Source organism: Micromonospora sp. WMMD712, assembly GCF_029581295.1.
Taxonomy (GTDB): domain Bacteria; phylum Actinomycetota; class Actinomycetes; order Mycobacteriales; family Micromonosporaceae; genus Micromonospora; species Micromonospora carbonacea.
This window is the reverse complement of the sequence record NZ_CP120743.1, coordinates 2,100,553-2,125,745: the sequence shown is the minus strand read 5'-3', so window position 1 is coordinate 2,125,745 and position 25,193 is coordinate 2,100,553. Positions and strand designations below refer to the sequence as shown.

At 74.8% G+C, this 25,193-nt stretch carries 21 protein-coding genes; 15 read left to right on the top strand and 6 right to left on the bottom strand.

Features of this window, described 5'->3' with window-relative positions:
* Positions 1 to 13: 13 nt before the first annotated feature.
* Complete coding sequence (locus tag O7633_RS08765; RefSeq protein WP_282327276.1) at positions 14 to 244, bottom strand: hypothetical protein; 231 nt, start codon at positions 242 to 244, stop codon at positions 14 to 16.
* 247 nt (positions 245 to 491) lie between these two features.
* On the opposite strand from O7633_RS08765, the gene O7633_RS08760 reads away from it, so the two are divergent.
* The 7 genes from O7633_RS08760 to O7633_RS08730 all read left to right on the top strand — a co-directional run bounded on the left by O7633_RS08760 (position 492) and on the right by O7633_RS08730 (position 8,020).
* The gene (locus O7633_RS08760; protein WP_282327275.1) at positions 492 to 1,607 is read left to right on the top strand and encodes a MoxR family ATPase; all 1,116 of its coding nucleotides are present in this window, start codon (positions 492 to 494) and stop codon (positions 1,605 to 1,607) included.
* A 41-nt stretch (positions 1,608 to 1,648) separates the two neighbouring features.
* Positions 1,649 to 2,614, top strand: a complete 966-nt coding sequence (locus O7633_RS08755; protein WP_256095427.1) for a DUF58 domain-containing protein — start codon at positions 1,649 to 1,651, stop codon at positions 2,612 to 2,614.
* A complete protein-coding gene (locus O7633_RS08750; protein WP_043967613.1) occupies positions 2,611 to 3,561 on the top strand; it encodes a VWA domain-containing protein in 951 nt (316 codons plus the stop codon). Before O7633_RS08755 ends, O7633_RS08750 begins: the two co-directional genes overlap by 4 nt.
* Before the next feature lie 915 nt (positions 3,562 to 4,476).
* Positions 4,477 to 5,181 (top strand): beta-ketoacyl-ACP reductase, encoded by a 705-nt coding sequence (locus O7633_RS08745; protein WP_282327274.1) that lies wholly within the window; start codon positions 4,477 to 4,479, stop codon positions 5,179 to 5,181.
* A 69-nt stretch (positions 5,182 to 5,250) separates the two neighbouring features.
* Positions 5,251 to 6,021, top strand: coding sequence for an enoyl-ACP reductase FabI (gene fabI, locus O7633_RS08740; RefSeq protein WP_278127883.1), 771 nt, complete (start codon positions 5,251 to 5,253; stop codon positions 6,019 to 6,021).
* A gap of 134 nt (positions 6,022 to 6,155) precedes the next feature.
* Entirely contained in the window at positions 6,156 to 7,184 is a 1,029-nt protein-coding gene (locus O7633_RS08735; RefSeq protein WP_178065715.1) for a ferrochelatase, read from the top strand.
* Positions 7,136 to 8,020 carry an HAD-IIA family hydrolase gene (locus tag O7633_RS08730; protein ID WP_278127880.1) on the top strand — a complete coding sequence of 295 codons (885 nt, stop codon included), beginning with the start codon at positions 7,136 to 7,138 and terminating at the stop codon, positions 8,018 to 8,020. Before O7633_RS08735 ends, O7633_RS08730 begins: the two co-directional genes overlap by 49 nt.
* A gap of 21 nt (positions 8,021 to 8,041) precedes the next feature.
* Here the strand turns inward: O7633_RS08730 and O7633_RS08725 are convergent, their stop codons facing one another.
* On the bottom strand, positions 8,042 to 8,836 hold the full coding sequence (locus tag O7633_RS08725) for a hypothetical protein (protein WP_278127878.1): 795 nt from the start codon (positions 8,834 to 8,836) through the stop codon (positions 8,042 to 8,044).
* A 209-nt stretch (positions 8,837 to 9,045) separates the two neighbouring features.
* Here O7633_RS08725 and O7633_RS08720 point away from each other — a divergent pair, with 209 nt between their 5' ends.
* Entirely contained in the window at positions 9,046 to 9,861 is an 816-nt protein-coding gene (locus O7633_RS08720; protein ID WP_282327268.1) for a DUF3097 domain-containing protein, read from the top strand.
* 124 nt (positions 9,862 to 9,985) lie between these two features.
* Here O7633_RS08720 and O7633_RS08715 read toward each other — a convergent pair whose 3' ends face one another.
* Positions 9,986 to 11,305, bottom strand: coding sequence for a serine hydrolase domain-containing protein (locus O7633_RS08715; protein ID WP_282327266.1), 1,320 nt, complete (start codon positions 11,303 to 11,305; stop codon positions 9,986 to 9,988).
* Positions 11,306 to 11,417: 112 nt separating this feature from the next.
* Between O7633_RS08715 and O7633_RS08710 the strand changes: the two genes are divergently transcribed.
* The 3 genes from O7633_RS08710 (at position 11,418) to O7633_RS08700 (ending at position 13,988) form a co-directional block, all read left to right on the top strand.
* The gene (locus O7633_RS08710) at positions 11,418 to 11,888 is read left to right on the top strand and encodes an NfeD family protein (protein ID WP_178065711.1); all 471 of its coding nucleotides are present in this window, start codon (positions 11,418 to 11,420) and stop codon (positions 11,886 to 11,888) included.
* Positions 11,889 to 11,893: 5 nt separating this feature from the next.
* Positions 11,894 to 13,000, top strand: coding sequence for an SPFH domain-containing protein (locus O7633_RS08705; RefSeq protein ID WP_282327263.1), 1,107 nt, complete (start codon positions 11,894 to 11,896; stop codon positions 12,998 to 13,000).
* A gap of 163 nt (positions 13,001 to 13,163) precedes the next feature.
* Positions 13,164 to 13,988, top strand: a complete 825-nt coding sequence (locus O7633_RS08700; RefSeq protein WP_282327261.1) for a hypothetical protein — start codon at positions 13,164 to 13,166, stop codon at positions 13,986 to 13,988.
* A 19-nt stretch (positions 13,989 to 14,007) separates the two neighbouring features.
* Here O7633_RS08700 and O7633_RS08695 read toward each other — a convergent pair whose 3' ends face one another.
* Entirely contained in the window at positions 14,008 to 15,750 is a 1,743-nt protein-coding gene (locus O7633_RS08695) for a ricin-type beta-trefoil lectin domain protein (protein ID WP_282327260.1), read from the bottom strand.
* Positions 15,751 to 15,984: 234 nt separating this feature from the next.
* Between O7633_RS08695 and O7633_RS08690 the strand changes: the two genes are divergently transcribed.
* Positions 15,985 to 18,171 carry a transglycosylase domain-containing protein gene (locus O7633_RS08690; protein WP_282327259.1) on the top strand — a complete coding sequence of 729 codons (2,187 nt, stop codon included), beginning with the start codon at positions 15,985 to 15,987 and terminating at the stop codon, positions 18,169 to 18,171.
* A gap of 88 nt (positions 18,172 to 18,259) precedes the next feature.
* Here O7633_RS08690 and O7633_RS08685 read toward each other — a convergent pair whose 3' ends face one another.
* Positions 18,260 to 18,877 carry a thymidylate kinase gene (locus tag O7633_RS08685; protein WP_282327257.1) on the bottom strand — a complete coding sequence of 206 codons (618 nt, stop codon included), beginning with the start codon at positions 18,875 to 18,877 and terminating at the stop codon, positions 18,260 to 18,262.
* 136 nt (positions 18,878 to 19,013) lie between these two features.
* The gene (locus tag O7633_RS08680; protein ID WP_282327255.1) at positions 19,014 to 20,861 is read right to left on the bottom strand and encodes a thiamine pyrophosphate-requiring protein; all 1,848 of its coding nucleotides are present in this window, start codon (positions 20,859 to 20,861) and stop codon (positions 19,014 to 19,016) included.
* A gap of 120 nt (positions 20,862 to 20,981) precedes the next feature.
* Here O7633_RS08680 and O7633_RS08675 point away from each other — a divergent pair, with 120 nt between their 5' ends.
* The 3 genes from O7633_RS08675 (at position 20,982) to O7633_RS08665 (ending at position 25,189) form a co-directional block, all read left to right on the top strand.
* Entirely contained in the window at positions 20,982 to 21,800 is an 819-nt protein-coding gene (locus tag O7633_RS08675) for an RNA methyltransferase (RefSeq protein WP_282327254.1), read from the top strand.
* A 78-nt stretch (positions 21,801 to 21,878) separates the two neighbouring features.
* Positions 21,879 to 23,330: an argininosuccinate synthase gene (argG, locus tag O7633_RS08670; RefSeq protein ID WP_074474275.1), complete on the top strand. Its 1,452-nt coding sequence runs from the start codon at positions 21,879 to 21,881 to the stop codon at positions 23,328 to 23,330.
* 86 nt (positions 23,331 to 23,416) lie between these two features.
* Entirely contained in the window at positions 23,417 to 25,189 is a 1,773-nt protein-coding gene (locus tag O7633_RS08665; RefSeq protein WP_282327251.1) for a PucR family transcriptional regulator, read from the top strand.
* Positions 25,190 to 25,193 lie beyond the last annotated feature (4 nt).

Below are 25,193 nucleotides of genomic sequence, written 5' to 3'. Positions count from 1 at the left end.
CCGCTGCGCGCGCTCACCCGTCGAGCGTAGGCGATCCGGCCAGTGGCGCGACCTCCCGGAGGAAGCCCCGCGCATCGAGGAAGCCGCCGAGCGAGGCCCGGTGGTCGGCACAGGCGAGCCAGGTCTTGCGCCGCGCGGCGGTGTGCAGGCGGGGATTGTTCCAGCGCAACGCCCACTCCGCCGGGGCACGGCAACCGCGCGCCGAACAGATCGGCGCGTCGCCGGTGGAAGGGGGGAGGCTCATCCGGGCCAGTCTAGGAGCGCCGGGCGGGAGATTGAGCGCCGGGCGGCCACGGGGGGAGCCGCCCGGCGACGGGGTGAATGGTACACACGCCGGACCCCCTGCTGTAAACCCGTGACCGGCGATTCTCCGACCCGGGGACGGCGTGGCGAAAATCGGCTTCTCGCCGCCTCGGCACTCAGCCGGGCGTGCGAGTCTTGATACGCACCACGCACCACGCCGCGACGATCGACAATGCTGTGGAGGACCGGTGGCCCAGCCGACCACGCCCGACGCCCCGACGCCGAACGGCAGCGCGCCGCCCCCGCCCCCGTCCGCCGCGCCGCCGACGAGCACACCCGCGCAGGACGCGACGCTGCTGGAGAAGGCGCTGTTCGAGATCAAGCGGGTGATCGTCGGGCAGGACCGGATGGTCGAGCGGATGTTCGTCGCGCTGCTCGCCCGGGGGCACTGCCTGCTGGAGGGGGTCCCCGGGGTGGCGAAGACCCTGGCCGTGGAGACCCTCGCCCGGGTGGTCGGCGGGTCCTTCGCCCGGGTGCAGTTCACCCCGGACCTGGTCCCCGCCGACATCATGGGCACCCGGATCTACCGGCAGTCCAGCGAGAAGTTCGACGTCGAGCTGGGGCCGGTCTTCGTCAACTTCCTGCTCGCCGACGAGATCAACCGCGCCCCGGCGAAGGTGCAGTCCGCCCTGCTGGAGGTCATGAGCGAGCGGCAGGTGTCGATCGGCGGCCAGACCCACCCGGTGCCCGACCCGTTCCTCGTGATGGCCACGCAGAACCCGATCGAGCAGGAGGGCGTCTACCCGCTGCCCGAGGCGCAGCGGGACCGCTTCCTCATGAAGATCGTCGTCGGCTATCCGACCGACGCCGAGGAGCGGGAGATCGTCTACCGGATGGGCGTCGCCCCGCCGGAGCCGGCGCGGGTCTTCGACACCGCCGACCTGATCGCCCTGCAACGCAAGGCCGACCAGGTCTTCGTGCACAACGCGCTTGTCGACTACGCGGTGCGGCTGGTGCTGGCCACGCGTACCCCCGCGGAGCACGGCATGCCCGACGTCGCGCAACTGATCCAGTACGGCGCCAGCCCCCGCGCCTCGCTCGGCCTGGTCCGGGCGACCCGGGCGCTGGCGCTGCTGCGCGGCCGCGACTACGCCCTGCCGCAGGACGTGCAGGACATCGCGCCGGACATCCTGCGGCACCGGCTGGTGCTCAGCTACGACGCGCTCGCCGACGACGTGCCGGCCGACCACGTGGTGCACCGGGTGATGTCGACGATCCCGCTGCCGTCGGTGGCCCCGCGCCAGCAGGCCACCCCGGGCGGCGCGCCGCCGGCCGCCGCCGGGTGGCCCGGGCAGCGGCCGTGACCCCAGCCGACCCCCACCCCTCACCGGGTACGCGAAGCCCGATCTCGCCCGCCGCCGCGCCCCGCAGCGAGGCGGTGCTGTCCCGGCTCCAGTTGCTGGTGACCCGCAAGCTCGACGGCCTGCTCCAGGGCGACTACGCCGGCCTGCTGCCCGGCCCCGGCAGCGAGGCGGGGGAGTCGCGCGAGTACCGCCCCGGCGACGACGTGCGCCGGATGGACTGGCCGGTGACCGCCCGCACGACGATGCCGCACGTGCGGCGCACGGTGGCCGACCGGGAGCTGGAGACGTGGCTCGCCGTGGACCTCTCGGCGAGCCTCGACTTCGGCACCGGCCGGTGGCTCAAGCGGGACGTCGTGGTGGCCGCCGCCGCCGCGCTGGCCCACCTGACCGTGCGCGGCGGCAACCGGATCGGGGCGGTGGTCGGCAGCGGTGGCGACCCGCAGGCCCCGGCCGGCCGCCGGCGCGGCGCGACGCCCCCGCCCGGCCCGGGGCGGCTGGTGCGGCTGCCCGCCCGGGGCGGGCGTCGGGAGACGCAGGGCCTGCTGCGGGCGATCGCCGGCACCGAGATCCGCCCCGGGCGCAGCGACCTGGGCGCGCTCGTCGACGCGCTGAACCGGCCGCCCCGCCGCCGCGGCGTCGCGGTGGTGATCTCCGACTTCCTCGCGCCGCCGCAGCAGTGGGCGCGTCCGCTGCGTAAGCTGCGGGTCCGGCACGACGTGCTGGCGATCGAGGTGGTCGACCCGCGCGAGCTGGAACTGCCCGACGTGGGGGTGCTGCCGGTGGTCGACCCGGAGACCGGCGAGCTGCACGAGGTGCAGACCGCCGACCCCCGGCTGCGCCGCCGGTACGCCGACGCCGCGACCGCCCAGCGGGCGGAGATCTCCGCGCAGCTGCGCGGGGCCGGCGCGGCCCACCTGCGACTCCGCACCGACACCGACTGGCTGCTCGACATGGTGCGCTTCGTCGCCGCGCAGCGGCACGCCCGCACCCGGGGGACGACACGATGATCCGTTTTCTGCAACCGTGGTGGCTGCTGGCCGTGCTGCCGGCGCTCGCCCTCGCCGCGCTGTACGTGTGGCGGCAGCGCCGCCGCCGGGCGTACGCGATGCGGTTCACCAACGTGGACCTGCTGCGCACCCTCGCGCCGAAGGGGCTGGGCTGGCGGCGGCACGTGCCGGCGGTGGCGTTCCTGCTCTGCCTGCTGGTGCTCGCCACGGCGCTGGCCCGGCCGGCGATCGACACCCGGGAGCCGCTGGAGCGGGCCACCGTCATGCTGGCGATCGACGTGTCGCTGTCCATGCAGGCCGACGACGTCGCGCCGAACCGGCTGGAGGCCGCCCAGGAGGCGGCCAAGCAGTTCGTCGGCGAGCTGCCGCAGACCTACAACCTGGGTCTCGTCTCGTTCGCGAAGGCGGCGAACGTGCTGGTGCCGCCCACGAAGGACCGGGACGCGGTGACCGCCGCGATCGACGGGCTGGTGCTGGCCGAGGCGACCGCCACCGGCGAGGCGGTGTTCACCTGCCTGGAGGCGATCCGGTCGGTGCCGGCCGACGGCGCGGCGGGCATCCCGCCGGCCCGGATCGTGCTGCTCTCCGACGGGTTCCGCACCTCGGGGCGGTCGGTGGAGGAGGCGGCCGCGGCCGCGCAGGCCGCCAACGTGCCGGTCTCCACCATCGCGTTCGGCACCGACGACGGGCAGGTCGACATCGGCGGCCAGTTGCAGCGGGTCCCGGTGGACCGGATGGCGCTGGCCGAGCTCGCCGAGACGACCGAGGGCTACTTCTACGAGGCCGCCTCGGTCAGCGAGCTGAAGCAGGTCTATCAGGACATGGGCAGCTCGATCGGGTTCCGCACCGAGCCGCGCGAGATCACCCAGTGGTACGCGGGCCTGGCCCTGCTGCTGGCGCTGTGCGCGGGCGCCACCAGCCTGCTCTGGACGTCGCGGCTGATCTGAGGCCGGGCGGGGCGGCACGCACGGGCGGCCCTGACGCGACCGCCGCGCCGCGCCGGGCCGCCGGCCGGTGCTGGGCGGCCCTGAGCGCGGTGGCCTGGTGCGTGGTGGCCTGTTGCGCGGTGGTCTGGTGCGCGGTGGTCTGGTGCGTGGTGGCCTGTTGCGCGGTGCCTGGTGCGCGGTTGCCCGGTTCGGCGGCGATCTGCGTGCGCGGTCACCGCCGCCGGGCGGGGTCTCCGTGCCGGCGCGGTCAGTGGCCGGCGCTGGCCAGCACGAAGACGACGGCCACCCAGACGGCGGCGAGGGTGAAGCCCAGCGGTGCGACGTAACGGCTCATGGGAAGGCTCCGGTGGCGACTGGACGGTCCACGTTGCGTGGTGGACCGCGAGGGAGGACTGGGCGCGCACACGAAGTCGTGACCGGGGTGCCCCCTCCCCGTCCTGGGCGGACGGCGCTGCCCGGTCGCCATCTTCGGCCGAGGGCCGTAGACGCCACCCTCGGTCGAGGGCCGAGGGGCGGGCGGTGCGGAAGGAGCGGAGCTGGGTCAGCTCACCTGCTGAGTCGTGGCTCAGCGGGGCTGACGTTCGGCCCGGCCACGACTGGGAGGATCGCTATCTCGCACAGCGATCACCTCCTGCGGTCGGCCTGGCCGGGAACGCGAATCATCGTACATCCGCTCACGGCACGCCCCGCACTCGGCCGGACGACCGGTGGATCCCGGAAACCGTTCCCCCGCAAGGGCTGCGGCCGCCCGTCGGCCCGCCGCTGTTAAGCGGGGCACCTTTTACCTCGAAAAGCGTTAACAGGGGGCCCTTCCTTACACCGGGTCCGCGTGGCGCGGGGGTGCGTTAGCGCTTACCTGCCGGTAACGCCTAGGCTCCGGACCGACGTGGATCAGCTGAGCAAAGAGGGGGACCCGTGGCCCGTACCGTGCTGGTGACCGGCGGCAACCGGGGGATCGGCCTGGCCATCGCGCAGGCGTTCGCCAAGCAGGGTGACCGGGTGGCGATCACGCACCGTAGCGGCGACGCGCCCGAGGGGCTGTTCGGCGTGGTCTGCGACGTGACCGACTCCGCCTCCGTCGACGCGGCCTTCACCGCCGTCGAGGCCGAGCTGGGCCCGGTGGAGGTGCTGGTCGCCAACGCGGGCATCACCGACGACACGCTGATCATGCGGATGTCGGAGGAGCAGTTCACCCGGGTGCTCGACACCAACCTCACCGGCGCGTTCCGCTGCGCCAGCCGGGCGTCCAAGAAGATGCTGCGGGCGCGCTGGGGCCGCATGATCTTCATCTCCTCGGTCGTCGGCCTCTACGGCGGCCCCGGGCAGGTCAACTACGCGGCGAGCAAGGCCGGCCTGGTCGGCGTGGCCCGCTCGATCACCCGGGAGCTGGGCGGGCGCAACATCACCGCCAACGTCGTCGCGCCCGGCTTCATCGACACCGACATGACCGCCGCCCTGCCCGAGGAGCGCCGGGCGGAGTACGTGAAGGCCATCCCGGCCGGCCGGCTCGCCGCGCCCGACGAGGTGGCCGCGGTGGTCACCTGGCTGGCCTCGGACGCCGCCGGCTACGTCACCGGCGCCGTGATCCCGGTCGACGGCGGCCTCGGCATGGGCCACTGACCGGTCCCGCCCGGGTCGGCGACGCCGCCACCGCGCCCAGCGCACGAATCCCAACGGAGGAACTCGCACATGTCCGGACTGCTGGCCGGTAAGCGGCTGCTGGTCACCGGCGTCATCACCGACGCCTCGATCGCCTTCTCCGTGGCGAAGATCGCCCAGGAGAACGGCGCGCAGGTCGTGCTCACCGGCTTCGGCCGGCTCTCCCTGGTCGAGCGGATCGCCCGGCGGCTGCCCGAGCCGGCCCCGGTGATCGAGCTGGACGTGACCAATCCCGAGCACCTCGCCGGCCTCGCCGACAAGGTCCGGGAGCACGTCGACGGCCTCGACGGCGTGGTGCACTCGATCGGGTTCGCGCCGCAGAGCTGTCTCGGCGGCGGCTTCCTCGACGCGCCGTGGGAGGACGTGGCCACCGCCCTGCACGTCTCGACGTACTCCTACAAGTCGCTGGCCATGGCAGCGCTGCCGCTGATGTCGCCGGGCGGCGCGGTGGTCGGGCTCACCTTCGACGCCACCAAGGCGTGGCCGGTCTACGACTGGATGGGCGTGGCCAAGGCCGGGCTGGAGTCGGCGTCGCGCTACCTGGCGCTGCACCTGGGCAAGCAGGGCATCCGCAGCAACCTGGTCGCCGCCGGGCCGCTGCGCACCATGGCCGCGAAGTCGATCCCCGGCTTCGTGCAGTTCGAGGACGCCTGGTCCGACCGGGCGCCGCTGGGCTGGGACCTCACCGACCAGGCGCCGGCGGCGCGCGCCTGCCTGGCCCTGCTGTCGGACTGGTTCCCGGCGACCACCGGCGAGATCGTCCACGTCGACGGCGGCTACCACGCCCTCGGCGCCGCCTGAGGCGAAGGAAGGGCCCCCTGTTAACGCATTCGGTATAGCAGGGGTCCCTTCTTAACGCCGGAGACCGGGGGACCTTACCGCCGGGACCAGGGGGCGTCGCAGGGCCGTCGCCGGGCGCGGGGAAGAATGGGCCCATGGCGTACGACGCGTTGGTGCTGGTCTCCTTCGGTGGCCCCGAGCGGCCCGAGGACGTGCTGCCCTTCCTCCAGAACGTGACGCGGGGGCGCGGCGTGCCCCCGGAGCGGCTGGCGGAGGTCGCCGAGCACTACCTGCACTTCGGCGGGGTCTCCCCGATCAACCAGCAGTGCCGCGACCTGCTCGCGGCGATCCGGGCGGACTTCGCCGCGCACGGCGTCGACCTGCCCGTCTACTGGGGCAACCGCAACTGGGACCCGATGCTCGCCGACACCGTGGCGCGGATGCGCGACGACGGCGTCACCCGGGCCCTGGCGTTCGTGACCAGCGCGTACGGCGGCTACTCGTCCTGCCGGCAATACCAGGAGGACATCGCCGCCGCCCGGGCCGCCGTCGGCCCCGACGCCCCGGTGATCGAGAAGCTGCGCCAGTTCTGGGACCATCCCGGCTTCGTCGAGCCGCACGCCGACGCGGTGCGCGCGGCGCTGGGCCAGCTCGACCCGGCGAAGCGGGCCACCACCCGGCTGGTGTTCACCGCCCACTCGATCCCCACCGCGGCGGCCGCGAACGCCGGCCCGCACGGCGGCCGGTACGAGGCGCAGCTCGCCGAGACCGCCCGCCTGGTGCACGCGTCCGCCGCGCCCGACCTGCCGTACGACCTGGTGTGGCAGAGCCGGTCGGGCCCGCCGCACGTGCCGTGGCTGGAGCCGGACGTCAACGACCACCTCGCCGCCCTCGCCGAGGCCGGGACGACCGGCGTGGTGGTGAGCCCGGTCGGGTTCGTCTCGGACCACCTGGAGGTGGTCTGGGACCTCGACACCGAGGCGCTGGAGACCGCCAAGCGGCTCGGGCTGGAGTTCGCCCGGGCCGGCACCCCGGGCACCGACCCGCGCTTCGTGGCGATGGTGCGCGAGCTGGTCGCCGAGCGCACGGAGCCCGGCGGCGAGCGGCTGCGCCGCCGCCTCGGCGCGCTGCCGCTGTGGGACACCTGCCCCACGGTGTGCTGCGTGCCGGCGCGCCGCCCCTGACCCCCGGGTCCGCCCGGTCCTGCCCCGCCACCCGACACACCCCCTGGGACGACGAGATGCACGAACGCAAGCCGGTGCAGAGCTGGCTGACAGACATGGACGGCGTGCTGGTGCACGAGGGCCAGCCGGTGCCCGGCGCACCGGAGTTCATCAACAAGCTGCGCTCCTCCGGCAAGCCGTTCCTGATCCTGACCAACAACTCGATCTACACGCCGCGCGACCTCCAGGCCCGGCTGACCCGGATGGGCTTCGAGGTGCCCGAGCACGCGCTGTGGACGGCGGCGCTGGCCACCGCCCAGTTCCTCGCCGACCAGCGGCCGGGCGGCACCGCGTACGCGATCGGGGAGGCCGGGCTGACCACCGCCCTGCACGCCGTCGGGTACGTGCTGACCGACTTCGCCCCGGACTACGTGGTGCTGGGGGAGACCCGCACGTACAGCTTCGAGGCGATCACCAAGGCGGTCCGCCTGATCAACGACGGGGCCCGGTTCATCTGCACCAACCCGGACGTGACCGGCCCGTCGGTGGAGGGGGCGCTGCCGGCGGCCGGCTCGGTCGCGGCGATGATCTCGAAGGCGACCGGGGTCGAGCCGTACTTCGTCGGCAAGCCGAACCCGATGATGATGCGGTCGGCGCTGAACACCATCAACGCCCACTCCGAGTCGACCGCGATGATCGGCGACCGGATGGACACCGACGTCCTGTGCGGCCTGGAGGCGGGGCTGGAGACGATCCTCGTGCTGACCGGGATCAGCACCCGCACGGAGGCCGAGCGGTACCCGTACCGGCCGTCGCGGATCGTCGGCTCGGTGGCGGACCTGATGGACGAGATCTGACCCCACCCGGGGGCCCGACGGTCAGGGGCGCAGCGGGGCGTTGCAGGCGGCGACGAGGGCCTGCCGGCAGGCGGTGGTGAGCGGGCGCAGCGCCGCGTCGCGCTGCTGGGCCTCGTGGTTGTTGACCGCGCCGCCGGGCGCGCTGTGCCCGGCCAGCGCCAGCACCCGGTCGAGCACGGCGGCGCGGGCGAACAGTCGGCGCGCCCGCGGATCGAAGCCCGGCGGCAGGTCGGTGGTGCCGTCGGGGCGGCGCAGCGCCTCCAGCGCCCCGGCCAGCTCGGGCCGCCACTGGGCGACGTCGAGCCGGGTCAGCGCGGCGGTGGTCTCGGCGAGCGCGGTGGCCAGCTCGGCCTCGGCCTCGGCGGCGCCGGGCGAGCCGAGCGAGGCGGCGGGGGCGTCGGCGGGCAGCGGATAGCACCGCCACAGCACCGTCTCCCACGTCATCCCCGAGCCGGAGGTGTGCGTGCGGACCTCCGGGATCACCCCGATCGGCCCGGCGACGACCGCCTCGCCGGCGAGCAGCGCGGCGCCGCTGAACTCCCCCGGCCCGGGCAGCCCCCGGGGATCGCCCGGCACGGGCAGCACCAGCCGGATCTCGTCCGGCGAGAGCTTCGCCAGGGCGGGCAGCGCGTCGCGCAGCGGGACGTCGGTCCAGGTGCCGGGGGCGTCGGCGACGAGGTGCTCCTCGTCGCCGGCGATCTCCTCGGCGACCTCGTCGTACGGCACGAGCCCGGCGCGCCACGCGCGTATCCAGGCAACGAACCGGCTCGACCGGCGCGGCGCGACCGTGACCGCGCCCGTTGCGGGGAGGGACATGCAAGAGAGGGTACGTGGTGTGCGCCGTCCGTGTCTCGACTGCCGCTCGCCCGGCGTCGGCTGCCCCCGCCTACCCGCTACCGCCCGACCCGTCCCGCCGCCGTCGGGTCCGTCCGGTTCCGCTGCCCACCGCCATGGTCGGCGCGCCCCGCTGCATGATCGGCGCGGCTGCCGCGCGGCCGGGCGCGGCGGGGGCTAGCGTGGCGGGCATGGTGGGGCGCTACGGCGAGGACGTGTTGGCGGGCGACTGGCGGCGGCGCAGGGTCGTCCCCGAGGTGGACGCGGAGGCCGACCTCGTGGTCGAGGACGCCGACTCCGGGTTCTGCGGCGCGGTCGTCGGCTTCGAGTCCGGCGCGGTGGTGCTGGAGGACCGGCACGGCCGGCGGCGCAACTTCCCGCTGCTGCCGGCCGCGTTCCTGCTCGACGGGCAGCCGGTGACGCTGCGCCGCCCGGCCCGGTCGCCGGTGCCGGCCGCCCGGCGGCGCACCGCGTCGGGCTCGATCGCCGTGGCCGGCGTGCGGGCGCAGGTCGCCAAGGCCAGCCGGATCTGGGTCGAGGGCGTGCACGACGCCGCCCTGGTGGAGCGGATCTGGGGCGACGACCTGCGGATCGAGGGCGTGGTGGTGGAGCCGCTGGACGGCATCGACGACCTGGAGTCGCGGGTCCGCGACTTCGGGCCGGGGCCGACCCGGCGGCTCGGGGTGCTCGTCGACCACCTGGTGCCCGGCTCCAAGGAGAGCCGGATCGTGGCCCGGGTGACGTCTGCGCACGTGCTGGTCACCGGGCACCCCTACGTCGACGTGTGGCAGGCGGTGAAGCCGGCCGCGCTGGGCATCGCGGCGTGGCCGGTGGTGCCGCCGGGGCGGCCGTGGAAGGAGGGCGTCTGCGCCGCCCTCGGGGTGGCGTCGCCGGCCGAGATGTGGCGGCGCGTCCTGTCCCGGGTGGACAGCTTCGCCGACGTGGAGACCCCGCTGATCAACGCGATGGAACGCCTGATCGACTTCGTCACCGAACCGTCGGCCTGAGGCCAAGGCCACCGGCCCTTCGGCCTGAGCCCGCCCTTCGGCCTGAGCCCGCCCTTCGGCCTGAGCCCGCCCCTCGGCCTGAGCCCGCCCGTCGGCCGGGGCGGGCCCGGGCCGGTGCGCCGGGTCAGGGCTCCTCGTCGGGGGTGCGGGTGAGCAGGAACGTGGCCACGTCGAGGGCGACCGGCCGGCCCGCGTCGTCGCGGACCACGGTGAGCAGCTCGCCGTCCTGCTCGCCCGAGCGGCCCCGCCAGCGGTCCGGCCCCTCCGGGGTGAACCGCAGCACCGGCTCGTTCTCCGGCGGGCTGGCCCACAGGTCGCCGGTGGCCGGGTCGGCGCGGAACTCGAACTCCCCGCCCATCCACCACCAGCGGCCGGTCAGCTCCGCCACGTCGGCCGGGGGCGGGGCGTCGGCCGGCAGCCACGGCGCGACGGGCTCCGGCAGCGCGTCCAGCACGGTGGTCAGCACCTCCCGGGCGAGCGCGCCGAGGTGGCCGACGCGCAGCCCGTACGAGTTGGCGAAGCCGACCACGGCGGTGCGGGCGGGCCGGTGCACGGCGAGCGTGGCGACGTAGCCGGGCATGGAGCCGCCGTGCCCGACGTGCACCCGCTCGCCCACCCGGTACAGCTCCAGCCCGAGGCCGTGCCCGCTGGTCCAGCCCTGCGGGTCGCTCATCGTCACCGTCGCGCACATCTCGGTCAGCGTGTCCGGGTGCAGCAGCGCCGGGTCGGGGTCGGCCAGGAACGCCGCCCAGCGGCCGAGGTCGGTGACGGTGGACCAGAGCTGCCCGGCCGGCGCCATCGCCCCGGTGTCGGTACGCGGCTCCTCGCGCAGCGTGTCGTGCCACGGGTGCACCACGTACCCCCGGGCGAACGGCTCGACGGGGTCGTAGCTGGTGCGGGTCATGCCCAGCGGCTCCAGCAGCCGCGCCCGCAGCAGGTCGCGCCAGGGCGTGCCGGTGACCGCCTCCAGCGCGCCGCCGAGCAGCCCGTACGCCAGGTTGGAGTAGTGGTAGACCCGGTGCGGCGGGTACGCGATCTTGTGCCCGTCCACCCCGGCCAGCACGGTCGCCAGGTCGCCGACGTCGACCCGTTCCCACCATGCCCCGTCGGGCTCGCGTTGCAGGCCGCTGGCGTGGCCGAGGAGCTGGCGCAGGGTGAGCCGGCCGACGCCGGTGCCCGGCAGGTGCCGCTCCAGGGGGTCGTCGAGGGCGAGCGCGCCGGCGTCGCGCTGCTGCATGATCAGCACGGCGGTCATGGTCTTGGTGATCGAGCCGAGCCGGTACTGCCGGTCGGCGTCGGGGCGGGGCCGCTCCCCGGCGGCGGCGAGGTGGGCCAGTTCGCCGTCGCGCACCACGCCGAGCACGAGCGAGGGGGCGCGCCCCTCGGACTGGGCGCGGGCGACCCGGGCGTCGACGCGGCGGGCGGTCTCCGGTGGCAGCGACACGTGTTCCTCCAGCTCTCGGGGTGGTTCCGCCGGGGCCTCGCGGGGGTGGTCCCGCCGAGCCTACTGATCTTGCCGACGGGCCGCGCGTGCTTTGACGTGTCACCCTTGGGGGGTGGACGCGGTGTTCTGGGTCGTACTGGGCGTGGTGTTGGCGGTCGCCGAGATCTTCACGACGACGCTGTTCCTGATCATGTTCGCGGTCGGCGCGTTCGCCGCCGCGGGCGCGGCGGCCCTGGGCGCCCCGACCGCCGTGCAGGCCGTGGTCTTCGCGGTGGTGTCCGCGCTCACGGTGGCCGTGGCGCGGCCGGCGATCCGCCGGCACGCCCGCTCCACGTCCGACGGCGTCGAGCCGATCGGCCTGGCGGCGATCGAGGGCTCCACCGCGCTGGTGCTCGAACAGGTCGACACCGAGCAGGGCCTCGTCAAGATCGACGGCGAGCTGTGGAGCGCCCGGTCGTACGACGCGACGCAGAGCTTCGCCCCCGGCCGACGGGTACGGGTGATCAAGGTCCAGGGCGCGACGGCCCTGGTGTGGGATGACGACGTTTCCACCTCGGGCGAGCTGCCCGAAGCGAGAGGGTGAAGGGTATGGAGTTTGTGTCGGTGCTGTTGATCGCCGTGGCGTTGATCGCCATGGTGACCCTGATCAAGGCGGTGCGGATCGTGCCGCAGCAGCGCCAGGACGTGGTGGAGCGGCTCGGCCGGTACAAGCGCACCCTCAACCCGGGCCTGAACCTGCTGGTGCCGTTCATCGACGCCGTGCGCACCAAGGTCGACATGCGGGAGCAGGTGGTCAGCTTCCCGCCGCAGCCGGTGATCACCTCCGACAACCTGGTGGTCTCGATCGACACGGTGCTCTACTTCAAGGTCGTCGACTCGGTCCGGGCCACGTACGAGATCTCGAACTTCCTCCAGGCCATCGAGCAGCTCACCGTCACCACGCTGCGTAACGTGATCGGCTCGCTGGACCTGGAGCGGGCGCTGACCAGCCGGGAGGAGATCAACCGGCACCTGTCGGGCGTGCTGGACGAGACGACCGGCCGGTGGGGCATCAAGGTCACCCGGGTGGAGATCAAGGCGATCGAGCCGCCGCCGAGCATCCGCGACTCGATGGAGAAGCAGATGCGCGCCGAGCGGGACCGCCGGGCCGCGATCCTGAACGCCGAGGGGCACAAGCAGTCGCAGATCCTCACGGCCGAGGGCGAGAAGCAGGCGGCGGTCCTGCGCGCCGACGGTGACCGGCAGGCCCGCATCCTCCAGGCGGAGGGCCAGGCGAAGGCGATCCGCACGGTCTTCGACGCGATCCACCAGGCCAACCCGAGCCAGAAGGTGCTCGCCTACCAATACCTCCAGGCCCTCCCGCAGATCGCCAACGGCACGGCGAACAAGGTCTGGATCGTCCCGGCCGAGCTGACCAAGGCCCTGGAGGGGATGGGCGGCGCGCTGGGCGGGCTGAGCCAGATGGTCGGCGACGCGCCGTCACCGGAGGCCGCCGACGGGGCGAGCGCCGTGGAGCGCGAGGCCGCCGAGGCCGCGCAGGCGGCGGCCGCCGCCGCCCGGCAGATCCACGACGAGGTACGCGTCGCCGAGGCGCAGGCCACCGGCGGGAAGGCCCCGCAGGGCCTGCCAGCCCCGGAGCCGGTCTCCCCGGCCAGCCTGCTGACCGACCCGGCCGACCAGCGCGAACGGGGCTGACCTCCGGCGCTCGCGTCGCCCGTCCGCCCGCCGGACGGGAATGCGAATAATCCTCATGCGGCGCTCCGGTGCCTGACACGATCGGTCCGACAGGACGGGTCGTGACCAGGACCGGGGCGCCGCGGCGCGTCCCGCCCCGCCGACGAGCGCAGCGAGGTGTCGCATGAAGGATCCGCTGGACAAGTTCCTCTCCCCGCCGCCGGCGCCCGGCGCGCACGATCCCGCCGGCCCGCTCGGCACCCGCCGCACCGGCGGCGGGTTCGGCGTGCTGCCGTTCGTCACCGAGCCGGGACCGGCCGCCCCCGCCACCAACGCCACCTGGGCCTGGTCGCTGCGCCGCTTCGGTCGCGCGTCGGTCTGGCTCCTGCCGGCGTACGCGCTGCTCTACGGTGCCGTCGCGATGGCCAGCGACGGCGGCGTCGGCAACGACCCGTACCCGGCCGACGGGGGGCAGCTCTACCTCGTCGGCTGGGTCGCCGCCGTCTGGCTCGGCCTGCTGGCCCTGCTGGCCCTGACCGGGCTGCTCGCCGCCACCCGCAGCCGCCGGGTGGCCGCCGCGGGCCTGCTGGCCAGCATCGCCGGCACCGTGCTCATGCTGCCCTTCGCCGGGCTGGCCGAGCAGGCCCCCGTCTTCGGCACCACCGCCCGCACCCTGGTCCTGGTCGGGGCCACCTGCTACACGGTCGGGTGGTTCCTCACCGGGTGGGCGGTGGCCCGCTCGGGCATGTTCAGCCTCGGCGACGGCACGATGATGATGATCGCCGCACCGCTGCTGGGCATCGGCGGCGCGCTGGTCGGCTCGGTGCAGACCTTCGGGGCGGTCTTCGTGCTGGTCGCGGGGATCGGGATCGGCTACCGGTCCGGCCGGCTCGTGCCCGCCGCCATCGCCCGGGACGCGGCCAGCGCCAGCGTCGCGACCGCGACCGGCCCGGCGGGCGGCCCGGCCCCCGGCACCGGGTCGGCCGGCGGCCCGCTCGCCGCCGGCTGACCGGTCGTCGGCTGCCGGGCTAGCGCCAGCTCCACCGCTGGTTGTCGGCGGAGCCGCACGTCCAGAGGACGATCTTCGTGCCGTTCGCCGTGGCGGCTCCCGACGCGTCGACGCACAGGCTGGACTGCGCGCCCCGGATCGTCCCGTCGGCGTTGACGGTCCACTGCTGGTTGGCCTGGCCGTTGCAGTCCCAGATCACCACCCGCGTGCCGTTGGTGGTGCCCGCGTTGTACGCGTCCAGGCACTTGTTGCCGTAGACCCTGAGCTGCCGGGCGGAGGTGTACGTCCAGGTCTGGTTGCTCGCGCCGGTGCAGTCCCACAGCTGGGCCTGGGTGCCGTTGGTGGTGGCGAAGTTGTTGACGTCCAGGCAGCGGCCGGACTGCCGGCCGACCAGCCCCCCGGTGCGGGTGCCGCCGCCGGTGTCCTCGGTGCCGCTGACGACGAGCAGCACGGCCTCGCGGGCGGGGACGCTCGTGGCGTAGCTGGTCGTCCGGGAGCCCAGGTCGGTGGCGGTCCACACGTTGCGTACGCTCGCGGTGCCGCCCAGCCCGAGGTCGGCGAAGCGGGCCGTGACGGTGGCGGCCGACCCGGTGCGGTTGAGCAGCAGGACCGCCCGCTGGCCGCTGGTCGCGAGCACCTTGCTGTAGACCTGGAGCCCGGCGGAGTCCTCGGCGACCTTGACGCCCTGCCGGCTCAGCGGGTCCTGGTCGATGGCGATGACCTCCCGGTTGCCGAGGATGGCCCGGGTCTCGGCGGACATGGTGGCCAGGTTGTTGCCGGCGAGCAGCGGGGCGCCCGAGATCGCCCACAGGGCCAGGTGGGTGCGGTTCTGGGCCGCGTTGAACCCCGGCATGCCGGCGATCAGCATGTCCGGGTCGTTGTAGTGGCCGACGCTCTGCGCGGCGGGGTGCTGGGCGGAGTCGAAGTTGGCCAGCACGCGGTCCATGGACGCCTGCTGGCCGTAGTAGATGATGTCCCCGCTGGTGCGCCACATGGTGGACATGCCGGGCGCCCAGTCCCAGGGGCTCTGCACGCCCCAGTTGCAGACCGACAGCACCATCGGGCGGCCGGTCTGCGCGGTGGCGCGGGCGATGGAGTCGCTGATGGCCTGGTAGGTGGTCCGGGGGTTGAGCCCCTCGGCGGAGCCGCCGCACCAGTCGACCTTGACGAAGTCGAAGCCCCACTGGGAGAACGCGAGGAAGTCCTGGTCGTAGTGCCCCTCGCTGCCGGAGCCGGGGGCGGCCGGTCGGCCGGTCGGGTAGTAGTAGCCGCAGCCGTCGCGGCCGGCGTCGGTGTAGATGCCCGCCTTCAGGCCCTTGCTGTGGATGTAGTCGGCGATGGCCTTCATCCCGCCGGGCCACTCGGTGGTGTCGACGGTGATGTTGCCGGCGGCGTCCCGGGTGCCCTGCCACCAGCCCTCGTCGATGTTGACGTACTCGTAGCCGGCGTCCTTGAGGCCGCTGGAGACGAGGCTGTCGACCTGCGTCTTGATCACGTTGTAGTCGATCTTCGCGGCGAAGGTGTTCCACGACGCCCAGCCCATCGGCGGCCTGGTGACCACCTGGTTCGCGGCGGTCGCCGTCGGCGTCTCGTCCGCGGCCTCCGCCGACGTCGTGCCCGCCGCGGCGACCTCCGCCGGGGCTGCGGTGGCGGGCGCGCCCGCCCCGGCCGCGCCCGCGAGCGCCGCGACCAACGCGAGGGCCACGGCCGTCGCGCCGCGCCTGACCGGTGCCGTGCCGGCCGGCCCTGGAGCTGCTCTCATCTGGCCTTCCCTTCCGTTTCGGGGAGGTTGCCGCGCTCACCTGCCGGCAACCCGATTCATTGTTAGCGCTAACATTGTCGGAAGTCAATCTGTCGAGCCGCTCGGGCCGGAGTCGGACAGGGGTGTCGAGCAGGGGCGATGCGCGCCCAGAACGCCGGCGTCCGCCGGTGAAATAGCCGACAACCCGCCGCCGGGGGTGGTCGGATCGCGGCTTTCGTGGCAACCCTTGGCTGCATGCCGCCACCCCGGTCGCCGCTGTCGCGGCTGCTCACCGTGCTGCTCGCCGGACTGCTCGCCGGCCTCGCGCTGGCCGCCGCCGCGCTGCCGGCCAACCTGCTGCTCGGCTACGCCGCCACGTCGGCCGTCGGGTCCTACGCGGCGCTGCCCGAGGCGCTGCGCACCCCGACCACCCCGCAGCGGTCGTACCTGTACGCCAACGACGGCAAGACGCTGATCACCACGTTCTACGACGTCAACCGCACCGACGTGCCGCTGGCCGAGATCGCCCCGGTGATGCGCGAGGCCATCGTCGCCGCCGAGGACCGGCGCTTCTACTCCCACGGCGGCACCGACCTGCGCGGCATCGCCCGCGCCCTGGTCGCCAACGTCACCGGCGGCGGCACCGAGCAGGGCGGCTCCACGCTGACCATGCAGTACGTGCGCAACGTGCTCAAGACCGACCCGGACCGCACCGCCGAGGAGCGGGCCGCGGCCACCGAGCAGACCGTCGGGCGCAAGCTCCAGGAGATCCGCTACGCCACGGCGCTGGAGCAGCGGCTCAGCAAGGACGAGATCCTCAACCGCTACCTCAACATCGCCTACTTCGGCTCCGGCGCGTACGGCATCGCGGCGGCCAGCCAGCGCTACTTCGCCAAGTCCCCGGCCGAGCTGACCCTGCCCGAGGCGGCCCTGCTCGCCGGCCTGGTGCAGTCGCCCGACGCGTACAGCCCGATCGACGGCGACGCCGACGCGGCCCTGTCCCGGCGGGCGTACGTGCTCGACGCGATGGCCGCGACCGGCAAGATCACCGCCGGGCAGGCCGCCGCCGCGCAGGCCGAGGAGTTGACCCTGCGCCCCACCCAGCAGCCCAACGGCTGCACCGCCGTCGCCGAGGGCCACGACGACTGGGGCTTCTTCTGCGACTACCTGCGCCAGTGGTGGCTCACCCAGCCCGCGTTCGGCGAGACCGTCGCCGAGCGGGAGCAGGCGCTGCGCCGGGGCGGCTACACCGTCGTCACCTCCCTGGACCCGAAGCTCCAGCAGACCGCGCAGCAGCAGGCCACGGCCGTCTACGGGTACGACGACAAGCGGGCCCTGCCCATCGCGGCCGTGCAGCCCGGCACCGGCCGGGTGCTCGCCATGGCGGTCAACCGGCACTACAGCCTCGACGCCAACCCCGACGGGCAGACCAACCACCCCAACACCGTCAACCCGCTGATCTCCGGCGGCGGCAGCGTCGACGGGTACCAGGCGGGGTCGACGTTCAAGCTGTTCACCATGCTCGCCGCGCTGGAGAACGGCAGGCAGCTCGCGACCGGCTTCGACGCGCCCAGCCGGCTGCCCACCCGGTACGCCGCCGAGGGCGAGGCCAGCTGCGGCGGGAAGTGGTGCCCCGCCAACGCCAACCCGCAGTGGATGGACGGCTACCGCACCATGTGGGACGGCTTCGGCCGCTCGGTGAACACGTACTTCGTGTGGCTGTCGGAGCAGGTCGGCCCGGCGAAGGTGGTGGAGATGGCCCAGCGCCTCGGCATCACCTTCCGGGCCGAGGCCGATGCCGCCTTCGCCCGGGACAACGCCGCCAACTGGGGGTCGTTCACCCTCGGGGTGGCCGCCACCACCCCCCTCGACCTCGCCAACGCCTACGCCACCGTGGCCGCCGAGGGGACGTACTGCACGCCGTTGCCCGTGGTGTCGGTGACCGCCGCCGACGGCGACAAGGTCGACGTCGGCGAGCCGTCCTGCCGTCGGGTGCTCGACGCCGACGTGGCCCGCGCGGCCACCGACGCGGCCCGCTGCCCCGTCGGCCAGCAGACCACCTACGGCCAGTGCGACGGCGGCACCGCCACCGCCGTGGACACGATCGTCGGGCGTCCCGTCGCCGGCAAGACCGGCAGCTCGGAGCAGGCCGCCACGGAGACGTTCGTCGGCTTCACCCCGCAGGTCGCCGTCGCCGGCATCGCCGCCAACCCCGACGACCCGGGCGACGCGGTCGGCTCGGCCGTGCAGGCGAAGGTCATCGCCGCCGTGGCCCGGACGATCCGCGCCGCCGTGGACGGCCAGCCGGTGCGCGACTTCACCCCGCCCAGCCGCGAGCTGGCCGGCGAGGTGCGCCGCCCCGCCCCGCAGCCGACGTCCCCGCCCAGCCGGTCGGAGACGGTGCCGCCGGACGCGCTGCGCTGGCTCAACCGGCGCGGCTGAGGCGCAAGGAAGGGCCCCTGCTTAACGCATTCGGTAGAGCAGGGGCCCCTTCTTAACAGTCGTCGTGGCGCCGGAGCCGGTGGCTGTGTCAGCCCGGCGCGGCCTGTCCGCCGAGCAGCGGCGTGACGGCCCGGTCCAGTGCGGCGGCCACCTCGTCGGGGCCGTCGTCGCCGGGCACCACGACGAACCCGCCGAACTCCGGCAGCGCCCGGTAGGCGGCGTCCAGCGCGCGCAGGTGCGTCAGCTCCTCGGTGTCGATGCCCCGCGCCAGCACCCGCCGCTGCGCGACCTCCGGCGCGACGGCCAGGAAGCAGACCACCGTCGGCGCGGGGAACACCCGGTATGCCGCGCGCACCGCCCGCCGGCCCCGGTCGCCCCGGGCCCGCATGATCACATGCTGGCAGTACGTCCACCGGTCCAGCACCGCCGTGCGCCCGGTCGCCCACGACCAGAGCAGGGCGCGGGTCATGGCGGCCGCGCGCACCGTCGCCTCGACGACCGGATAGAGGGTACGGCCGAACAGCGCCACCCCGTCCGGCCGCCCGACCGAGCGGGCCAGCCTGTTCCACAGCGGTCGGCCGCCGGCGTTCTCGAAGTACGTGGCCGGGACGCCCCGCGCGGTCAGCCGTCGCGCCAGCGCCCGCGCCTGGGTGGTCTTGCCCGAGCCGTCGACGCCGACGAGCGCGATCAGCACCGGGCGTCCCATGGCCCGCCACCCTACCCCCGGCCCGCCACCCGCCCCGCCCGCCCCGCCCGGCGGCCCCGCCCGGCGGCCCCGGCCGCCCGGGCGTGCAAGAAGGGGACCCTTCTCTACCGGATGCGTTAAGCAGGGGCCCTTCCTTTCACCGCAGGCGGGGGCGCCAGGTGGAGACGGCGGCGGGCAGGCCGCGCCGGACGATGCCCGCCCGGTCGGGGTCGCGCAGCACCGCCGCCGCCGTCTTGCGCGCCTGCGCGGCGGTGAAGTGCGGCGGCAGCATCAGCTCGGCCGGGTCCACCATCGCGTTGATCACCGTCGGGCGGTCGGCGGCCAGGGCGCGCCGCCAGGCGTCCGGCACCTGGTCGGGGGAGTCGACCAGGATGCCGTGCAGGCCGAGCACCTCCGCCCACCGGTGGTACGCCACGTCGGGCAGGTCCTGGCTGGCCGGGAACATCGGGGTGCCCTCGCCGGAGCGCTGCTCCCAGCTCACGAACGCGAGGTCCCGGTTGTTGAGCACCAGCACCACGAACCGGGGGTCCGGCCAGTTCCGCCAGTGCTTCGCCACGGTGATCAGCTCGTTGACGCCGTTCATCTGCATCGCCCCGTCGCCGAGCAGGGCGACCAGCGGCCGGTCCGGGTGGGCGAGCTTCGCGGCGATCCCGTACGGCATGGCCCCGCCCATCGACAGCAGGGTGCCCGAGAGGCTGGCCAGCATCCCGGGGCGCAGCCGCAGGTGCCGGGCGTACCAGGCGGTGCAGGTGCCGCAGTCCACCGCGAGCATGACGTCACCGGGGAGCTGGTCGTCCAGCGCCGCGAACAGTGCCTGCGGGTTCACCGGGTCGGCGGGCTGGCCGGCGATCTCCCGCTGGGCGCGGTGCCAGCCGGCGGTGGCGTCGGCGATGCGCTGCCGCCAGGCGGTCGGGGCGGCGCCGGGGCCCAGCTCGCGCAGCAGCGCCCGCAGGGTGGGGCCGGCGTCGCCGGTGAGGTTGACCTCGGTGGGGTAGCGCAGCCCCAGCCGGGAGCCGTCCACGTCGATCTGCACGCCCCGGGCCTGCCCCTGCGGCGGGTAGAACTCCGAGTACGGCATGTTGCTGCCGACGATCAGCAGCCGGTCGCAGTCGCGCATGAGCTGCCAGCTCGGCCGGGTGCCGAGCAGCCCGATCGCGCCGGTGACCCACGGCTCGCGGTGGTCCACGGCGGTGAAGCCGAGCAGGGCGGTGGCCACGCCCGCGCCGAGTCGGTCGGCGACCTGCCGCACCTCGGCCTCCGCGCCCAGGGCGCCCTGGCCGACCAGCATCGCCACCCGCTCGCCGCCGCGCAGCACCTCCGCCGCCCGGCGGACGTCCGCCTCCGGCGGCACGGTCGTGGCGCTGCTCGGCACGGCGGAGGTGTGGTAGTAGCCGTGCGCGTGCGGCGGGTCCGGCACGGCCGGCTCGTCCTGCACGTCGGAGGGGAGCACCAGCGCGGTGACCGTGCGCCGGGCCAGCGCCGTCCGGCAGGCCCGGTCCACCAGGTGCCGCACCTGCGACGGGTCGTCGAGCTGGGCCAGGAACGCCGAGGCGACGTCCTTGTAGAGGGCGAGCAGGTCGACCTCCTGGTAGTAGCCGCCGCCCTCGGCGGTCAGCGCGGTGTGCCCCACCAGGGCCACCACCGGCTGGTGGTCGAGCTTCGCGTCGTACAGGCCGTTGAGCAGGTGGATCGCGCCGGGCCCGCTGGTGGCCAGGGCGCAGCCGAGCGGCCCGCCGCCGTACTTGACGTGCGCCGACGCGGCGAAGCCGGCGGTCTCCTCGTGGCGCACCTGGACGAACTCCGCCCGGTCGCCGGCGCGTTGCAGCGCCGAGGTCATGCCGTTGACGCCGTCGCCGGGGTAGCCGAAGTAGCGGCGCACGCCCCACTGGGCCAGCCGGGCCACGATGTGGTCGGCGACGGTGGCGTTCCTGGGCAGCCCGCCGTGCCCGTCCGGTGCCGGCTCGCCGGCCTGGTTCGCGCCCATCCGTGGGTCCCTCCGGTCGCGTCCGCTGTCCCGGAGCACCGTTCCCCGTCGTACGCCGGGAAAACGCCGACCGGGCGACCGGCGCTCGGGGCCGGCGGCCCGGTCCGGCAGAATCGCCGGATGCCCGTGCAGCAGATCACCGACCCCGACGACGAGCGGATCGCCGACTACCGCGCCCTCACCGACGTGGAGCTGCGCACCCGGTGGGAGCCGCCGCACGGCCTGTTCATCGCCGAGGGGGAGCTGGTGCTGCGCCGGGCGCTGCGGGCCGGCTATCCGGCCCGGTCGTTCCTGGTGGACGCCAAGCGGGTCGACCAGCTCGCCGACCTCGACACCGGCGACGCCCCGGTCTACGCGGCCACCCCGGACGTGCTGGAGAAGGCGACCGGCTTCCACGTGCACCGGGGGGTGCTCGCCTCGTTCCACCGCAGGCCGCTGCCGGACGTCGCCGGGATCCTCGCCGCCGCGCGGCGGGTGGCGATCCTGGAGGACGTCAACAACCACACCAACCTCGGCGCGATCTTCCGGGGGGCCGCCGCGCTCGGCGTCGACGCGGTGCTGCTGTCGCCCACCTGCGCCGATCCGCTCTACCGGCGCAGCGTGCGGGTCAGCATGGGCGAGGTCTTCGCGGTGCCGTACGCGAAGTTCGGGAGCTGGCCGGACGGCCTGGACCAGGTGCGCCAGGCGGGCTTCACGGTGCTGGCCCTGACGCCGGCGGTGGACGCGGTGCCGATCCAGCGGGTGACCCCGGCGCAGCGCGCGCGGGCGGCGCTGCTGCTGGGTGCGGAGGGGCCCGGCCTGACGGCGGCGGCCCAGGCCGCCAGCGACGTGCGGGTGGTCGTCCCGATGCGGCGCGGGGTGGACTCGTTGAACGTGGCCGCCGCGGCGGCGGTGGCGTTCTGGGAGCTGGGCCGCGACGACCCGCCGTTGCGCGGGTAGCCGCGGGCGGGGAGTGACGCCCGTCGCGTCGGGCGCGTCCGCTTGCATGACCATGCGGCGTGATGAATAATCTTCCCCGTGTCCAAGGTTCTCACCTCCCTGCCCATCGGCGAACGTGTCGGCATCGCCTTCTCCGGCGGCCTCGACACCTCGGTCGCGGTCGCGTGGATGCGCGACAAGGGCGCCGTCCCCTGCGCCTACACGGCCGACATCGGCCAGTACGACGAGCCCGACATCGCCTCGGTGCCCGGCCGCGCGCTCAGCTACGGCGCCGAGGTCGCCCGGCTGGTCGACTGCCGCGCCGCCCTCGTCGAGGAGGGCCTGGCGGCGCTGACCTGCGGCGCGTTCCACATCCGCTCGGGCGGGCGGGCCTACTTCAACACCACGCCGCTGGGCCGGGCCGTGACCGGGACCCTGCTGGTGCGGGCCATGATCTCCGACGACGTGCAGATCTGGGGCGACGGCTCGACGTTCAAGGGCAACGACATCGAGCGGTTCTACCGCTACGGCCTGCTGGCCAACCCGCAGCTGCGCATCTACAAGCCGTGGCTCGACACCGACTTCGTCACCGAGCTGGGCGGGCGCAAGGAGATGTCGGAGTGGCTGCTGGAGCGCGGCCTGCCCTACCGGGACAGCACCGAGAAGGCCTACTCCACCGACGCCAACATCTGGGGCGCCACGCACGAGGCCAAGACCCTCGAACACCTCGACACCGGCATCGAGACGGTCGAGCCGATCATGGGCGTGAAGTTCTGGGACCCGTCCGTGGAGATCCCCGCCGAGGACGTCACGATCGGCTTCGACCAGGGCCGCCCGGTGACCATCAACGGCAAGGAGTTCGGCAGCCCCGTCGACCTGGTGCTGGAGGCCAACGCCATCGGCGGCCGGCACGGCCTGGGCATGTCCGACCAGATCGAGAACCGGATCATCGAGGCCAAGAGCCGGGGCATCTACGAGGCCCCCGGCATGGCGCTGCTGCACGCCGCGTACGAGCGGCTCGTCAACGCCATCCACAACGAGGACACCCTGGCCAACTACCACAACGAGGGCCGCCGCCTCGGCCGGCTCATGTACGAGGGGCGCTGGCTGGACCCGCAGGCGCTGATGCTGCGCGAGTCGTTGCAGCGCTGGGTCGGCGCGGCGGTCACCGGCGAGGTGACCCTGCGGCTGCGCCGGGGCGAGGACTACTCGATCCTCGACACCACCGGCCCGGCGTTCAGCTACCACCCCGACAAGCTGTCGATGGAGCGCACCGAGGACTCGGCCTTCGGCCCGTCGGACCGCATCGGCCAGCTCACCATGCGCAACCTGGACATCGCCGACTCGCGGGCGAAGCTGGAGCAGTACGCCTCCCTCGGCCTGGTCGGCGGCGCGGCCCCGCAGCGGATGATCGGCGCGGCGCAGGCGGCCTCGACGGGGCTGATCGGCGCGATGCCGCAGGGCGGCGCGGAGGCCATCGCCTCCCGGGGCGTCCCCTCCGCCGACGACGCGGCGCTCGACCGCGCCGCGATGGAGCTCGGCGTCGACTGACGGGCCACGGCGGCCCGGCGCCCGAGCCACCCGGCGCGGGCGGCAGCCTGTTCAGGATCGGAGTCACGGACGGTAGCGTGTCGCGCGTGTTCCCTACCGTCCGTGAGATCCTCGCGCTCGACCCCATCCGCCACGGCGCGCCCCGCCTGGTGGCCGGGGAGTCCGGGCTGGACCGGCCGGTGCGCTGGGTGCACGTGGCGGAGGTGCCCGACATCGCCTCCCTGCTGCGCGGCGGCGAGCTGGTGCTCACCACCGGCATCGGGCTGCCCGGCGAGGACGCCGGGCTGCGCGCGTTCATCGGCGAGTTGGCCGACGTCGGGGTCTCCGGCCTCGTCGTCGAGCTGGGCCGCCGGTACGTCAGCGGCGTCCCCCGGGTGATGGCCGCCGCCGCGGCCCGGCGCGGGCTGCCCCTGGTCGAGCTGCGCCGGGCCACCCCGTTCGTGCGGGTCACCGAGGCCGTGCACGCACTGATCGTCGACGCGCAGCTCACCGAGCTGCGGGCGACCGAGGAGATCCACCAGCGGTTCACCGAGCTGTCGGTCGAGGGCGCCGGCCCGGCCGAGGTGGTCCGGCAGGCCGCCGAGCTGTCCGGCTGCCCGGTGGTGCTGGAGAACCTGTCGCGGCAGGTGCTCGCCTACGACCCGGCGGGGCAGAGCGCCGAGCTGCTGCTGGACGGCTGGGAGCAGCACTCCCGGCGGATCAGCCCGCCCGGGCGGACCGCGTACGACACCGACCGGGGCTGGCTGGTCACCACCGTCGGGGCCCGGGGGCAGGACTGGGGCCGGCTGCTGCTGCGCTGGCCGGGCGGCGGCGAACTGGCCGCCCCCGCGCCGCTGCCGGACCCGGCGGCGGAGCCCGCCGACGCCGCGCCGCGGCCGGTCACCCCGCCGACACGGCTGACGATCCTCGTCGAGCGGGCCGCCTCCACGCTGGCGCTGGGGCGGCTGATCCGGCGCGACGCCGAGGGGCTGGAGCGGCAGATCCACCGTACGCTGCTCACCGCCCTGCTGGACCACTCCCGCCCGGTGGACGAGGTGGCCCTGCGCGCCCGGGCCCTGGGGGTGGTGCTGGACCGCCGGCACCTGGTCGGCGTGGTGGTGCGCTGGCGCACCGACGACCCGGCCGCCGACGGGGCCCCGCCGGAGGAGCCCGGCCCGGCGGACCCGGAGGCGGGACCGGCCCGGCTGCGCGACCTGTCCGAGGCGGTCGGGCAGGCCCTGCGCGAGGCGAAGCTGACGGGGCTGAGCAGCGCCGTCGACGACCAGGCCGTCGGGGTGCTGCTCGCCCTGTCCGACCCGGCGGCCGAGGACCGGGCGCTGGCCGCGTTCGCCGCCGCGCTGCGCCGCAACCGGGTCGACGCCGCCGGGCCGAGGGCCGCCGAGCCCGCCCCGGCGCGGGCCACCGGGGCGGGCGCGGTGATCGTCGCCGCCGGCTCCGGGGTGGGCAGCCTCCGGGAGGCGCGCCGTTCGCTGGTGGAGGCGCGGCAGGTCGCCGACGCGGCCCGCCGGGACCGCCGGGACCTGCCGGTCTTCCGGCTGCCGCACGTCGGGCTGGCCGGCCTGCTGCACCTGCTGCGCGACGAGCCGCGCCTCCAGACGTTCGTCGAGCGCGAGCTGGGCGCCCTGCTGGCGTACGACGCCCGGCACCCCCGCGAGCAGCTGCTGGGCACCCTGCGGGCCTACCTGGAGCAGGGGCGCAACAAGTCGGCGGCGGCGGCCGCCGCGCACCTGTCCCGGCCGGCGTTCTACGAGCGGCTGGCCCGCATCGCCCGGATCCTCGACGCCGACCTCGACTCGGTGGAGGCGTGCCTGTCGCTGCACGTGGCCCTGCTGGCCCTGGACGCCGTCCGCACCCCCTGAGCCG

Coding starts and splice junctions, on each gene's coding strand:
- O7633_RS08765 (WP_282327276.1), bottom strand. CDS start 244: ATGAGCCTCCCCCCTTCCACCGGCGACGCGCCGATCTGTTCGGCGCGC.
- O7633_RS08750 (WP_043967613.1), top strand. CDS start 2,611: ATGATCCGTTTTCTGCAACCGTGGTGGCTGCTGGCCGTGCTGCCGGCG.
- fabI (WP_278127883.1), top strand. CDS start 5,251: ATGTCCGGACTGCTGGCCGGTAAGCGGCTGCTGGTCACCGGCGTCATC.
- O7633_RS08735 (WP_178065715.1), top strand. CDS start 6,156: ATGGCGTACGACGCGTTGGTGCTGGTCTCCTTCGGTGGCCCCGAGCGG.
- O7633_RS08725 (WP_278127878.1), bottom strand. CDS start 8,836: ATGTCCCTCCCCGCAACGGGCGCGGTCACGGTCGCGCCGCGCCGGTCG.
- O7633_RS08720 (WP_282327268.1), top strand. CDS start 9,046: ATGGTGGGGCGCTACGGCGAGGACGTGTTGGCGGGCGACTGGCGGCGG.
- O7633_RS08705 (WP_282327263.1), top strand. CDS start 11,894: ATGGAGTTTGTGTCGGTGCTGTTGATCGCCGTGGCGTTGATCGCCATG.
- O7633_RS08700 (WP_282327261.1), top strand. CDS start 13,164: ATGAAGGATCCGCTGGACAAGTTCCTCTCCCCGCCGCCGGCGCCCGGC.
- O7633_RS08695 (WP_282327260.1), bottom strand. CDS start 15,750: ATGAGAGCAGCTCCAGGGCCGGCCGGCACGGCACCGGTCAGGCGCGGC.
- O7633_RS08690 (WP_282327259.1), top strand. CDS start 15,985: ATGCCGCCACCCCGGTCGCCGCTGTCGCGGCTGCTCACCGTGCTGCTC.
- O7633_RS08685 (WP_282327257.1), bottom strand. CDS start 18,877: ATGGGACGCCCGGTGCTGATCGCGCTCGTCGGCGTCGACGGCTCGGGC.
- O7633_RS08680 (WP_282327255.1), bottom strand. CDS start 20,861: ATGGGCGCGAACCAGGCCGGCGAGCCGGCACCGGACGGGCACGGCGGG.
- O7633_RS08675 (WP_282327254.1), top strand. CDS start 20,982: ATGCCCGTGCAGCAGATCACCGACCCCGACGACGAGCGGATCGCCGAC.